The 13,337-nt window shown below is 71.0% G+C and carries 10 protein-coding genes; 8 read left to right on the top strand and 2 right to left on the bottom strand.

The window, feature by feature from the left end:
* Window positions 1–44 precede the first annotated feature (44 nt).
* Both HJD23_RS04940 and HJD23_RS04945 read left to right on the top strand, forming a co-directional pair.
* Window positions 45–1,403 carry an MFS transporter gene (locus HJD23_RS04940; protein ID WP_240980631.1) on the top strand — a complete coding sequence of 453 codons (1,359 nt, stop codon included), beginning with the start codon at window positions 45–47 and terminating at the stop codon, window positions 1,401–1,403.
* Entirely contained in the window at window positions 1,400–2,764 is a 1,365-nt protein-coding gene (locus HJD23_RS04945; RefSeq protein ID WP_197972965.1) for a prolyl oligopeptidase family serine peptidase, read from the top strand. The genes HJD23_RS04940 and HJD23_RS04945 overlap by 4 nt, the downstream gene beginning before the upstream one ends.
* Before the next feature lie 24 nt (window positions 2,765–2,788).
* Here the strand turns inward: HJD23_RS04945 and HJD23_RS04950 are convergent, their stop codons facing one another.
* Complete coding sequence (locus HJD23_RS04950; RefSeq protein WP_171113886.1) at window positions 2,789–3,103, bottom strand: hypothetical protein; 315 nt, start codon at window positions 3,101–3,103, stop codon at window positions 2,789–2,791.
* Window positions 3,104–3,400: 297 nt separating this feature from the next.
* Between HJD23_RS04950 and HJD23_RS04955 the strand changes: the two genes are divergently transcribed.
* Window positions 3,401–4,798, top strand: coding sequence for a glycoside hydrolase family 16 protein (locus HJD23_RS04955; protein WP_171113887.1), 1,398 nt, complete (start codon window positions 3,401–3,403; stop codon window positions 4,796–4,798).
* Window positions 4,799–4,884: 86 nt separating this feature from the next.
* Here HJD23_RS04955 and HJD23_RS04960 read toward each other — a convergent pair whose 3' ends face one another.
* Window positions 4,885–5,781, bottom strand: coding sequence for an AraC family transcriptional regulator (locus HJD23_RS04960; protein WP_171113888.1), 897 nt, complete (start codon window positions 5,779–5,781; stop codon window positions 4,885–4,887).
* Between the two features lie 160 nt (window positions 5,782–5,941).
* Here HJD23_RS04960 and tkt point away from each other — a divergent pair, with 160 nt between their 5' ends.
* Genes tkt through pgi form a run of 5 tightly spaced genes read left to right on the top strand, consistent with a single transcriptional unit; the run spans window position 5,942 to window position 13,336 of the window.
* On the top strand, window positions 5,942–8,026 hold the full coding sequence (gene tkt, locus HJD23_RS04965) for a transketolase (protein ID WP_171113889.1): 2,085 nt from the start codon (window positions 5,942–5,944) through the stop codon (window positions 8,024–8,026).
* 19 nt (window positions 8,027–8,045) lie between these two features.
* Window positions 8,046–9,191 (top strand): transaldolase, encoded by a 1,146-nt coding sequence (gene tal / locus HJD23_RS04970; RefSeq protein ID WP_171113890.1) that lies wholly within the window; start codon window positions 8,046–8,048, stop codon window positions 9,189–9,191.
* Window positions 9,188–10,777: a glucose-6-phosphate dehydrogenase gene (gene zwf / locus HJD23_RS04975; RefSeq protein WP_171113891.1), complete on the top strand. Its 1,590-nt coding sequence runs from the start codon at window positions 9,188–9,190 to the stop codon at window positions 10,775–10,777. Before tal ends, zwf begins: the two co-directional genes overlap by 4 nt.
* On the top strand, window positions 10,774–11,697 hold the full coding sequence (gene opcA, locus HJD23_RS04980) for a glucose-6-phosphate dehydrogenase assembly protein OpcA (protein ID WP_171113892.1): 924 nt from the start codon (window positions 10,774–10,776) through the stop codon (window positions 11,695–11,697). Before zwf ends, opcA begins: the two co-directional genes overlap by 4 nt.
* A complete protein-coding gene (gene pgi, locus HJD23_RS04985) occupies window positions 11,690–13,336 on the top strand; it encodes a glucose-6-phosphate isomerase (protein ID WP_171113893.1) in 1,647 nt (548 codons plus the stop codon). Before opcA ends, pgi begins: the two co-directional genes overlap by 8 nt.
* Window position 13,337: the final 1 nt, after the last annotated feature.

Below are 13,337 nucleotides of genomic sequence, written 5' to 3' on the forward strand. Positions count from 1 at the left end.
CTAACTTCACGGAGCAACCACGCCCCGTCCCCAGGGAGCCCCCCGTGCAGCCATCCCGCACGTCCGCCCGTCAACCGTCCCCGGATTCCCGGCAGTTGCGCCGCGTCGCACTGTCCGGACTGCTCGGCACAGCAGTGGAGTTCTACGACTTCCTCGTGTACGGCACCGTCGCCGCGCTCATCTTCGGCGAACTGTTCTTCCCCGAGGCCGATCCGGCGGTCGGCACGATCGCCGCCTTCGGCACCTTCGCCGCCGGGTACGTGGCCCGGCCGCTCGGCGGCATCGTCTTCGGCCACTTCGGCGACCGGGTCGGCCGCAAGTCGATGATGCTGCTGACGATGGTCCTGATGGGCTGCGGCAGCTTCCTCATCGGACTGCTGCCGACGTACGACACGATCGGCGTGTGGGCGCCGATCCTGCTGGTCACCCTGCGCGTGGTGCAGGGCATCGCGATCGGCGGCGAGTGGGGCGGCGCGACCCTGATGGTCGTCGAGCACGCCGAACGCGCCCACGGTTCCCGGCGCGGCCTGTGGTCCAGCTTCACCATGCTCGGCGCACCGCTCGGCTCGGTGCTCTCCGCGGGCGTGGTCACCCTCGTCTCCGCACTGCCCGACGAGCAGTTCCGCACCTGGGGCTGGCGGGTGCCGTTCCTGCTGAGCATCGCGCTGCTGGCGGTCGGTCTGTTCGTCCGGCTGAAAGTCGCCGAGAGCCCGCTGTTCGCCGAGGTCAAGCGGGCCCCGGTGGACCGGCCGCCGATCCTGGAGGTGCTGCGCCGCCCGGGGCCCGTCCTGCAGGCGGTGGGCGTCGGCATCGGCGCGTTCACGGCCCAGTCGCTGCTGACCGGATTCATGATCTCGTACGCCGTCCAGCAGGGCTACAGCCGGCCGCAGGTGCTCACCGCGGTGACCATCGCCTCCTGCGTGGCGCTGCTGGTGCTGCCGCTGGCCTCGGCGCTGTCCGACCGGGTCGGACGCCGTCCGGTGGTGCTCACCGGCGCCGTCGCCTCGGCCGCGCTCGCCTTCCCGGTGCTCGCGCTGGTCGACTCCGGCTCCCCCGGACTGCTGATCCTCGCGTTGGCGCTGGGTCACGGTGTCGCCCAGTCCACGATGTACGGCCCGCTGGGCGCGCTGTTCACCGAGATGTTCGGCACCCGCGTCCGCTACACCGGCGCCTCCCTCGGCTACCAGGCGGCCACCCTCGTCGGCGCCGGGTTCTCCCCGCTGATCGCCGGCAGCCTGCTCGCCGCGTCCGGCGGCGGCAGCGCACCGGTGTCGCTGTTGCTGTGCGGCGGCGCGGCGATCACCGCGCTCACGGTGTGGCGGCTGCGCGAGACGCACGCCGACGCCCTGGAGTCCCCCACCGCCCGAGCCGCCGCGCCGACCCCGGAAGGGACGCCCCGTTGAGGACCCGTATCGCACTGCCGGCCGTGTCCCTGTGCCTGTGCGCGGTGACCGCACTGCCCGCACAGGCCGCCACGGACGCGCACATCGAGGGCCGACTCCCCTCCGGCGCCACGTACTTGATGGACGTGCCCGCCGACTGGAACGGCACCGTCCTCCTCTACAGCCACGGCTACCGAGCCTCCGGCTGGCCCAACCCGGCCGAGAACGCACCGAGTTCCGAGACGCGGGCCGAACTCCTCGCCGACGGCTACGCCCTCATCGGCTCCTCGTACGCCACCACCGGCTGGGCCGTCACGGACGCCGTCCCCGACCAACTGGCCACCCTGGACCTGTTCACGTCCCGCTTCGGCACCGCCCGGCGCACCCTCGCCTGGGGCACCTCCTACGGCGGGCTCGTCACCACGACCCTCGCCGAGCGGCACGCGGACCGGTTCGACGGCTCGCTGTCGATGTGCGGGCTGGTGCAGGGCGGGATCGCCAACTGGAACAGCACGCTGGACCCGGTGTTCGCGCTCAGGACGCTGCTCGCTCCCGGGGCGGACCTCCCGCTCACCGGCTTCGCCGACCAGGCGGCCGCACAGAAGGCCGCGCAGGCGCTCACCACCGAGGTCGCCGCCGCCCAGCAGACCCCCGAGGGCCGCGCCCGGATCGCCCTCGCGGCCGCCCTGCACAACATCCCCGGCCACAACGACCCCGCCCAGCCGGAACCGGCGCCGACCGACTGGGACGCCCAGCAGGCCAACCAGTACGCCGCCGTCACCGGGCTCCTCCAACTGCCCGCCTTCAGCTGGCGTCAGGAGGCCGAGCAACGGGCAGGCGGCAACCCGTCGTGGAACACCGGCGTCGACTACACGGCGATGCTGCGCCGCTCGCCGCTCTACAAGGAGGTCACCGAGCTCTACAAGGAGGCGGGAGCTTCCCTGCGCGCCGACCTCGCGGCACTGAACCGCGCACCCCGCATCTCCGCCGACCCCGCCGCCGTACGGTGGATGCGGGACACCAGCGTCCTCACCGGCCGGCTGACGGACCCGCAGCTGAACATCCACACCACCGGCGACGCGCTGATCCCGGTGCAGGCCGAGAGCGCCTACCGCCGGGCCACCGGCCCGGACCGCCGCCTCGCCCAGGCGTACGTCGACGGCCCCGGCCACTGCACCTTCACCACCGGCGAGATGCTCGCCGCGCTGCACACCCTGGAGCACCGCCTGACCACGGGCCACTGGGACGCCTCGGCGGGTGCGCTCAACGCCCGGGCACGACAGGAGGAACCGGCGGCGCAGCCACGGTACGTGACGTACCGGCCGACGCCGTATCCACGCCCGTACGACCTCGGCCACCCGGGACACGGACGTCACCCGTAGCGGGCTCCGAGGTCGCGGGGCCGGTCAGTCGAACGTGATCTCGTATCCGTCCTCGGTGGGGCGCCCGTAGTAGCGGGCGCCCACCAGGTCGTACCGGCCGTGCTTGGCCAGCAACGCCTCGACCAGTCCCGGGTCGCTTGCCACGCGGGCGCCGGTCGCCCGGTCGAAGAACGTGATGGAGAAACCCTTCCCCGACCGCACGCGGGTGTCGGCGGTCCGCTGCCGCGGCACGCCGACAGCACCGCCGGACCGGCGGCGTCGCCAGGCACGGACCGCGACGACGGCACACGCCAGCACCACGACGGCGACAACCAGGCGGTGGACCATCACCGCGTCCATGCCTCCCCCTCCTGTCCCGGCACCCGACGGGCCATGCCGATGACGCGCACGCTAGCCCCACCCGTGCGGGACGGGTCCCGACTCCCCCCGCACCAGGCGGAGATGCCGAGCATGTCCGCCTTCATCACTTGAACTCCCCGGCTCTCCAAGGACTTTCTCGGTTGCACCTCTTGACGGCTGGAGTGCCCGGGAGCACATTGGCGGCGCAGTCCCTGCTTGAGAGCGCTCTCAAGAACCCCTCACGGGTGCTCTCCGACAGGCACCCGCGCATCCCCACTCCGTACCGAGAGGCACCCCATGAGTGAAACCTCCGGCACCCCCGGCAGACGCCGGCCCTACCGGCGGGCCCTCGTCGCCGTACTGAGCACGCTGGGCCTCGCCGCGCTCGCCGCCACGACCGTGACGCCGACCGCGACCGCGGCCGCGCCACCGCCCCCGTCGGGCTGGACGCAGGTCTTCGTCGACGACTTCAACGGCGCCGCCGGCTCCGGCGTCAACACGGCCAACTGGCAGTACGCGACCGGGACGGGCTACCCGGGCGGCCCCGCCAACTGGGGCACCGGCGAGATCGAGACGATGACGTCCAGCACCAGCAACGTCTCCCTCGACGGCAGCGGCAACCTCCGTATCACCCCGCGCCGCGACGCGGCCGGCAACTGGACGTCGGGCCGGATCGAGACCAACCGCACCGACTTCCAGCCCCCGGCCGGCGGCAAGCTGCGCGTCGAGGCGCGCATCCAGATGCCGAACGTCACCGGCGCCGCCGCCCGCGGCTACTGGCCCGCCTTCTGGATGCTGGGCGCCCCCTACCGCGGCAACTACTGGAACTGGCCGGGCGTCGGCGAGCTGGACATCCTGGAGAACGTCCAGGGCCTCAACACCGTCTGGGCGACGATGCACTGCGGCACCTCCCCCGGCGGCCCGTGCAACGAGACCACCGGCATCGGCGGTTCCACCGCCTGCCCCGGCGCCACCTGCCAGTCCGGCTTCCACACGTACCGCATGGAGTGGGACCGCTCGACCGACGTCGAGGAGATCCGCTTCTACGTCGACAGCACCCACTTCCACACCGTGCGGGAGAACCAGGTCGACGCGACCACCTGGGCGAACGCCACGGACCACGGCTTCTTCATCATCCTCAACGTCGCGATGGGCGGCGGCTTCGTGGACGCCTTCGGCGGCGGCCCGGACGCGACCACGGTGCCGGGTCACCCGATGGTCGTCGACTACGTCCAGGTGCTGTCGGCCGGTGGGAGCGGTACCACACCTCCGCCGACGGGCAACCGGGACGCCTACAGCGCCATCCAGGCCGAGTCGCACGACGGCCAGTCCGGCACGATGACCGAGTCGACCTCCGACACGGGCGGCGGCCAGAACATCGGCGCCCTCGCCAACGGCGACTGGGCGCTCTACCGGGGCGTCAACTTCGGCACCACGCCGGCCAGGCAGTTCTACGCCCGGGTCGCGAGCGGCGCCGGATCGGGCGTGAGCGGGCTGGTCGAGGTGCGCCTGGACAGCCGTGGCAACGCACCCATCGGGAGCTTCGCGATCGGCAACACGGGCGGCTGGCAGTCGTGGCGGACGGTCCCGGCGAACATCAGCTCGGTGACGGGGACGCACGATGTGTATCTCACCTTCACCAGCGGCCAGCCGGCGGACTTCGTCAACGTGAACTGGTTCAACTTCGGCCGCTGAGCGGCTCTTTCACCTGAGCGGTCGTCTCCGCTCCGAGCGGGGCCCACGCGCGCGTGGGCCCCGTTGCCGTGTCACGTTTCGCCGTGTCAGCGCAACTCCGCGCGGAACGCCGCCGGCGTCATGTCCGTGTGCTGGTGGAAGAACTTGGAGAAGTTGGCCGCGTCCGGGAAGCCGACCGCCGCGCCGACGCGGCCGATGGGCAGGTCGGTGTGGGCGAGGAGGCGTTTGGCCTCCAGCACGACGCGTTTGTCGATGAAGGCCTTGGGGGTGTCGCCGGTGGCGGCGCGGACCGCGCGGACGAGGGTGCGGCGGGAGTAGCCGAGGGCGTCGGCGTAGGCGCTGACGCTGTGGTTGGTCGCGAAGTCCCGCTCGACCGCGCCCCGGAAGAGGGTGAACGTGGTGTCCGCCTGCTGCCCCGCCGCCTCCGCCGAGCTGGCCGCCAGATGGGCCAGGCGCAGCAGGAACGCGCTGAGGGAGTGGCGCAGTACCGCGGTGTGCAGGCTCAGGGGCAGCGTCGCCGCGTCCTCGTACTCGCGCTGGAGATGGGACAGGGACGCCCTCAGGGCCGTGAGCTGGGCCCCGTCGGGGTGGAGCAGGGGCGGCAGGTCGTAGCGGTACAGGCCGGTGGCCTCGACCGTGGCGCGGGGCAGGAAGCCGGGCTGCATGGCCAGGACGGTTCCGCGGTACTCGCTCATGGCCGTGAAGCGGTGCACCTGTCCCGGGCGGATCCACAGCACATCGCCGGCCCTCGCCTCGTACTCGGTGAAGTCGACCATGTGCCGTACGGGTCCGCCGCTGAAGACCATCACGACATGGAAGTCGATGCGGTGGATGCGGTCCAGCGGAGCGTCGGAGTGCCAGACGTGGCCGGGGTCCATCGGGCCGACCTGCATGCCGACGCCGCAGACGCTGCGCTCGACCGGGAAGGCGAACGTCCGGATGCCGTCCCCACTGTCGCCACCTTGGATGGTTCTGTCCGCCATGTCCTTCTCGTACCGCCTTGACGTGCGTGGGCGTGTCCCACTTTCACCACAGGCTGGCACACCCCAACCTTCCGGCAAAAAAGTCAGACTTTTAAGGTCGAACGCGTTGGACCAGCAACAACGCTGGTTTCCATGACCTTTTGAAGAGGACTGCCTACAGATGAGCACGCAGACACCCGACGGCACCGGCAGCTTCGAGTGGACCGACCTCGACCGGCGTGCCGTCGACACCGCCCGCCTGCTGGCGGCCGATGCCGTACAGCGGGTCGGCAACGGCCACCCCGGCACCGCGATGAGCCTCGCCCCGGCGGCGTACACGATCTTTCAGAAAGTGATGCGGCACGACCCGGCCGATCCGGAGTGGACCGGCCGGGACCGCTTCGTCCTCTCCCCCGGCCACACCTCGCTCACCCTCTACACCCAGCTCTATCTCGCCGGGTACGAGCTGGACCTCGACGATCTGAAGGCCTTCCGCACGCACGGGTCGAGGACCCCGGGTCACCCCGAGTACGGGCACACGGCGGGCGTGGAGACCACGACCGGCCCGCTCGGGCAGGGCGTCGCCAACGCCGTCGGCATGGCGATGGCCGCCCGCTACGAGCGCGGCCTGTTCGACCCGGACGCCCCCGAGGGCACCTCGCCCTTCGACCACACCATCTGGGCGATCGTCTCCGACGGCGACCTTCAGGAGGGCGTCTCCGCCGAGGCCTCCTCCCTGGCGGGCCATCAGAAGCTCGGCAACCTCGTCTTCCTCTACGACGACAACCACATCTCCATCGAGGGCGACACCGCGACCGCGTTCTCCGAGGACGTGCTGAAGCGGTACGAGGCCTACGGCTGGCACACCCAGCGCGTCGAGCCCGCCGAGAGCGGCGACATCGACGTCCACGCGCTGTACGCGGCGCTGAAGGCGGCGCAGACCGAGACCGAGCGCCCCTCCATCATCGCGCTGCGCACGATCATCGCCTGGCCCGCGCCCAACGCCCGGAACACCGAGGCCTCGCACGGCTCCGCGCTGGGCGAGGACGAGGTCGCGGCCACCAAACGGGTGCTGGGCTTCGACCCGGAGCGCACCTTCGAGGTCGCCGACGAGGTGCTCGCCCACACCCGCCGGGCCCTGGACCGGGGCGCCGAGGCGCACGCCGCGTGGGACAAGCGGATCGCCGCCTGGCGGGACGCCGACCCGGAGCGGGCCGCCGAGTTCGACCGGATCAGCAAGGGTGAGCTGCCCACCGGCTGGGAGGAGAAGGTCCCGGTCTTCGAGGCGGGCAAGGCGGTCGCCACGCGGGCCGCGTCCGGCAAGGTGCTCCAGGCGCTGGGCCCGGTGATCCCCGAGCTGTGGGGCGGCTCCGCCGACCTGGCCGGCTCGAACAACACCACCATCGACAAGACCTCGTCCTTCCTGCCGAAAGGCAATCCGCTGCCGGAGGCCGACCCGTACGGCCGTACGATCCACTTCGGCATCCGCGAGTTCTCGATGGCCGCGCAGATGAACGGCATCGCCCTGCACGGCAACACCCGCGTCTACGGCGGCACGTTCCTGGTGTTCTCCGACTACATGCGCAACGCCGTGCGGATGTCCGCGCTGATGCAGCTCCCGGTGACGTACGTCTGGACGCACGACTCCATCGGCCTCGGCGAGGACGGTCCCACCCACCAGCCCGTCGAGCACCTGGCCGCCCTGCGCGCCATCCCGGGGCTGAACGTCGTCCGTCCGGCCGACGCCAACGAGACCGCCATCGCCTGGGCGGAGATCCTCCGCCGGCACACCACGGACCCCGCCCCGCACGGCCTCGCCCTCACCCGGCAGGGCGTACCGACGTACGAGCCGAACGAGGACGCGGCGCGCGGCGGTTACGTGCTGTTCGAGGCCGAGGGCGGCACGCCCCAGGTCGCCCTCATCGCCACCGGTTCCGAGGTGCATCTGGCCGTCGAGGCGCGCGAGCGGCTCCAGGAGGCCGGTGTGCCGACCCGGGTGGTGTCGATGCCGTCCGTGGAGTGGTTCGAGGAGCAGCCGCGCGAGTACCGGGAGCGGGTGCTTCCGCCGTCCGTGAAGGCGCGTGTCGCTGTCGAGGCGGGGGTGGGTCTGACGTGGTACCGCTTCGTAGGTGACGCAGGACGCATCGTCTCCCTCGAACACTTCGGGGCCTCCGCCGACGCGAAGACCCTGTTCACCGAGTTCGGCTTCACCGCCGAGCACGTCGTCGCCGCAGCCCGGGAATCGCTGGCTGCCGCGCGTGGTTGATCCGATCGCCAGAAAGAAGATGATCACTGTGACCGAAGCATCCGCCGCCGCGGGAGCACTCAAGCGCCTGTCCGACGAGGGCGTGTCGATCTGGCTGGACGACCTGTCGCGCAAGCGGATCACGTCCGGCAACCTCGCCGAACTCATCGCGACCAAGCATGTCGTCGGCGTCACCACCAACCCGTCCATCTTCCAGGCCGCCATCGGCTCCGGCGAGGGCTACGAGGAGCAGCTCGCCGACCTGGCCGTGCGGGGCGTCACGGTCGACGAGGCCGTGCGCATGATGACCACGGCCGACGTCCGGGCCGCCGCGGACATCCTGCGGCCGGTGTACGACGCCACCGGCGACCGGGACGGCCGGGTCTCCATCGAGGTCGACCCGCGCCTCGCCCACCGCACGGCGGCCACGATCGCCGAGGCCCGGCAGCTGGCCTGGCTCGTCGACCGGCCCAACGTGATGATCAAGATTCCGGCGACGAAGGCGGGCCTGCCGGCGATCACCGAGGTGATCGGCGCCGGCATCAGCGTCAACGTCACGCTGATCTTCTCGCTGGAGCGGTACCGCGAGGTCATGGACGCCTACCTGGCCGGCCTGGAGAAGGCGCAGGCGGCGGGGATCGAGCCGGCCGGCATCCACTCCGTGGCGTCCTTCTTCGTCTCCCGCGTCGACACCGAGATCGACAAGCGGTTGACCGTGCTGGGCACGCAGGAGGCCCTCGCGCTGAAGGGCCGGGCGGCGCTCGCCAACGCGCGGCTCGCCTACGAGGCGTACGAGGAGGTCTTCTCCGGTGACCGGTGGACCGTCCTGGCCGGGTCGCGGGCGAACAAGCAGCGCCCGCTGTGGGCGTCGACCGGCGTGAAGGATCCGGCGTACAAGGACACCCTGTATGTAGAGGACCTGGTGGCGCCCGGCACGGTCAACACGATGCCGGAGGCCACGCTGAACGCCACCGCCGACCACGGGAACATCCACGGCGACACGGTGAGCGGCGGCTACGCGCAGGCGCGGGCCGACCTGGCCGCCGTGGAGCGGCTGGGGATCTCCTACGAAGAGGTGGTGCGGCAGCTGGAGGAGGAGGGCGTCGCCAAGTTCGAGGTGGCCTGGCAGGAGCTGCTGGACGCCGTGACGAAGTCGTTGACCGGTAAGGGAGTTGACGGGGAATGAGCACCAAGCCGACCACTGAGGAACAGGCCGCCGAGGAGGCGTCCGCGGCCGCCGCCCCGTCCCCCGACTGGAGCAACCCGCTGCGCGACGCCCGGGACCGTCGCCTGCCCCGGATCGCCGGCCCCTCCGGGCTGGTCATCTTCGGAGTCACCGGCGACCTGTCCCGCAGGAAGCTGATGCCGGCCGTCTACGACCTGGCCAACCGGGGCCTGCTGCCGCCGGGCTTCTCGCTCGTCGGGTTCGCCCGCCGGGACTGGGAGGACCAGGACTTCGCGCAGGTCGTGCGGGACGCGGTGCGCGAGCACGCGCGGACGCCGTTCCGTGAGGAGGTCTGGCACCAGCTCGCCGAGGGCATGCGGTTCATCCCCGGTGACTTCGACGACGACGACGCGTTCAAGCAGCTGCGCTCCGCCGTCGAGGAACTGGACGCCTCCCGGGGCACCAGCGGCAACTACGCCTTCTACCTGTCCGTGCCGCCGAAGTTCTTCCCGAAGGTCGTCCAGCAGCTGAAGAAGCACGGGCTGACCGAAGCGCCGGAGGGCTCCTGGCGGCGCGCGGTGATCGAGAAGCCGTTCGGCCACGACCTGAAGTCGGCCGTGGAACTCAACGCGATCGTGCACGACGTGTTCGACCCGGAGCAGGTGTTCCGGATCGACCACTACCTCGGCAAGGAGACCGTGCAGAACATCCTGGCGCTGCGCTTCGCCAACCAGATGTTCGAGCCGATCTGGAACCGGTCCTTCGTCGACCATGTGCAGATCACGATGGCGGAGGACATCGGCATCGGCGGCCGTGCCGGTTATTACGACGGCATCGGCTCGGCGCGTGACGTCATCCAGAACCACCTCCTTCAGCTGATGGCGCTCACCGCGATGGAGGAACCCGCCTCCTTCGACGCGTCCTCGCTGCTGATGGAGAAGCTGAAGGTGCTGAAGGCGGTGAAGCTGCCCGAGGACCTCGGCGAGCACACCGTGCGCGCGCAGTACGGGGCCGCCTGGCAGGGCGGCGCGAAGGTGCGCGGCTATCTGGAGGAGGACGGCATCGATCCGGCGTCCACCACGGACACCTACGCCGCGATCAAGCTGAACGTCGACAACCGCCGCTGGGCGGGCGTGCCCTTCTATCTGCGCACCGGCAAGCGGCTCGGCCGCCGGGTCACGGAGATCGCGGTGGTCTTCCAGCGGGCGCCGCACTCCCCCTTCGACTCCACGGCCACCGAGGAGCTCGGCCAGAACGCGATCGTCATCCGCGTCCAGCCCGACGAGGGCATGACCGTGCGGTTCGGCTCCAAGGTGCCGGGCACGTCGATGGAGATCCGGGACGTGACGATGGACTTCGCGTACGGCGAGTCCTTCACGGAGTCGAGTCCGGAGGCGTACGAGCGGCTCATCCTGGACGTCCTCCTCGGGGACGCCAATTTGTTCCCCCGTCACCAGGAAGTGGAAGAGTCCTGGAAGATCCTCGACCCGATCGAGGAGTACTGGGCCGCCCACGGCAGGCCCGCGCAGTACGTCGCGGGCAGCTGGGGTCCCGCAGAAGCCGACGAGATGCTCGCACGAGACGGACGGAGCTGGCGCAGGCCATGAAGATCGACCTGACCGACACCACGGCAAGCAAGATCAACAAGGCGCTCGTGCAGGGTCGCCGCGCCATCGGCACGCCCGCCGTGGGCATGGTCCTGACGATGGTCGTCGTCACGGACGAGGAGAACGCCTACGACTCGATCAAGGCGGCCGAGGAGGCCTCGCACGAGCACCCCTCGCGCACCCTGGTCGTCATCAAGCGGCACGCCCGCACCCCGCGCGACCGGCAGCAGTCCCGCCTGGACGCCGAGGTCCGGGTGGGCGCCGACGCCGGCACCGGCGAGACGGTCGTGCTGCGCACCTACGGCGAGGTGTCCGACCACGCCGACTCCGTGGTGCTGCCGCTGCTGCTGCCGGACGCGCCGGTCGTCGTGTGGTGGCCGGTGGACGCGCCCGAGGTGCCCGCCAAGGACCCGCTCGGGGCGCTCGCCCAGCGCCGGATCACCGACATGTACGCCGTGGAGGCACCGCTGGCCGCGCTGGAGACCCGCGCCCGGTCCTACGCGCCCGGCGACACCGACCTCGCCTGGACGCGGCTGACCCCCTGGCGCTCGATGCTGGCGGCGGCCCTGGACCAGGCCAGGCTGCGGATCACCGCGGCGGCCGTGGAGAGCGAGGCCGACAACCCCAGCGCCGAGCTGCTGGCCCGCTGGCTGGAGGCCCGGCTGCACGTCACGGTCGACCGGGTGGAGACCGCGGGCCCGGTCGTGACCGGCGTCCGGCTGGGCACGGAGAACGGCGAGATCGTCATCGACCGCCCCGAGGGCCCGCTGGCCACGCTGTCCCTTCCGGGCCAGCCGCCCCGCACGCTCGCGCTGAAGGTACGCCCCACCTCCGAACTCATCGCCGAGGAACTCAGGCGTCTCGACGCGGACGAGATGTACGCCGTTGCCCTGCGGGGCGAGGGGGTGTCTCATGTCTGACACTCCTCTGCTCACGCGGCGGCCGGAATGGACCGCGCTGGAGGATCATCGCGCCCAGTGGAGGGCGCACCTGCGTGAGCTGTTCGCGGCGGATCCCGGGCGTGCGGAGCGGTACGTCGTCACCGTCGGCGATCTGCGGATCGACTACTCCAAGCACCTGATCACCGACGAGACCCTCGCCCTGCTCCAGGAACTGGCCACCGCCACCGATGTGTTCGGGCTGCGCGACGCCATGTTCCGCGGCGAGCGCATCAACCTCACCGAGGACCGCGCCGTCCTGCACACCGCGCTGCGCGCACCCCGGGACGCGGTGATCGAGGTCGACGGCGATAACGTGGTGCCCCAGGTGCACGCCGTGCTCGACAGGATGAGCGCCTTCGCCGACCGCGTCCGCTCCGGCGAGTGGACCGGCCACACCGGCAAGCGGATCCGCACCGTCGTCAACATCGGCATCGGCGGCTCCGACCTCGGTCCGGCGATGGCGTACGAGACGCTGCGGCCGTACACGGCACGGGATCTGGCGTTCCGTTTCGTGTCGAACGTGGACGGCGCCGACCTGCACGAGGCGACGCGCGACCTGGACCCGGCGGAGACCCTCTTCATCGTCGCCTCCAAGACCTTCACCACCATCGAGACGATCACGAACGCCACCTCGGCCCGCTCCTGGCTGCTCGCCGGTCTCGGCGGCGAGGAGAAGGCGGTCGCGAAGCACTTCGTCGCCCTGTCCACGAACGCCGGGAAGGTCACCGAGTTCGGTATCGACCCGGAGAACATGTTCGAGTTCTGGGACTGGGTCGGCGGCCGCTACTCCTACGACTCGGCGATCGGCCTGTCCCTGATGATCGCCATCGGCCCGGAGCGGTTCAGGGAGATGCTCGACGGTTTCCGTCTCGTCGACGAGCACTTCAAAAGCGCCCCCGCCGAGTCCAACGCCCCGCTGCTCCTGGGCCTGCTGGGCATCTGGTACGGCGACTTCTTCGACGCCCAGTCGCACGCCGTGCTGCCGTACAGCCACTACCTGTCGAAGTTCACGGCGTATCTGCAGCAGCTGGACATGGAGTCCAACGGCAAGTCGGTGGACCGCGAGGGCCGGCCGGTGGAGTGGCAGACCGGGCCGGTGGTGTGGGGCACGCCCGGCACCAACGGGCAGCACGCCTACTACCAGCTCATCCACCAGGGCACCAAGCTGATCCCGGCCGACCTGATCGGCTTCGCCCGCCCCGTCGACGAGCTGGACGACCGGCTGAAGGCGCAGCACGACCTGCTGATGGCCAACCTGTTCGCGCAGGGCCAGGCGCTCGCCTTCGGCAGGACCGCCGAGCAGGTGCGGGCCGAGGGCGTGCCCGAGGAGCAGGTCCCGCACCGTACCTTCCGCGGCAACCATCCCACCACGACCGTCCTGGCGACCGAGCTGACCCCCGCGGTCCTCGGCCAGCTGATCGCCCTCTACGAGCACAAGGTCTTCGTCCAGGGCGCCGTCTGGAACATCGACTCCTTCGACCAGTGGGGCGTGGAACTCGGCAAGGTCCTCGCCAAGCGCGTCGAACCCGCCCTGACCGAAGGCACCGAAGTCCCCGGTCTCGACCCCTCCACGGCCGCGCTGGTGGCCGCCTACCGCGAACTGAGGAAAGTGAGCTGAC

The sequence above is a fragment of the Streptomyces sp. Z423-1 genome (genome assembly GCF_013009255.1).
GTDB classification, from domain to species: Bacteria; Actinomycetota; Actinomycetes; order Streptomycetales; family Streptomycetaceae; genus Streptomyces; species Streptomyces gossypiisoli.

What these genes read in the sequence shown, in the direction of transcription:
- HJD23_RS04950 (WP_171113886.1), bottom strand. Translation starts at nt 3,103, where the DNA reads ATGGACGCGGTGATGGTCCACCGCCTGGTTGTCGCCGTCGTGGTGCTG.
- HJD23_RS04955 (WP_171113887.1), top strand. Translation starts at nt 3,401, where the DNA reads ATGAGTGAAACCTCCGGCACCCCCGGCAGACGCCGGCCCTACCGGCGG.
- HJD23_RS04960 (WP_171113888.1), bottom strand. Translation starts at nt 5,781, where the DNA reads ATGGCGGACAGAACCATCCAAGGTGGCGACAGTGGGGACGGCATCCGG.
- tkt (WP_171113889.1), top strand. Translation starts at nt 5,942, where the DNA reads ATGAGCACGCAGACACCCGACGGCACCGGCAGCTTCGAGTGGACCGAC.
- tal (WP_171113890.1), top strand. Translation starts at nt 8,046, where the DNA reads ATGATCACTGTGACCGAAGCATCCGCCGCCGCGGGAGCACTCAAGCGC.
- zwf (WP_171113891.1), top strand. Translation starts at nt 9,188, where the DNA reads ATGAGCACCAAGCCGACCACTGAGGAACAGGCCGCCGAGGAGGCGTCC.
- opcA (WP_171113892.1), top strand. Translation starts at nt 10,774, where the DNA reads ATGAAGATCGACCTGACCGACACCACGGCAAGCAAGATCAACAAGGCG.
- pgi (WP_171113893.1), top strand. Translation starts at nt 11,690, where the DNA reads ATGTCTGACACTCCTCTGCTCACGCGGCGGCCGGAATGGACCGCGCTG.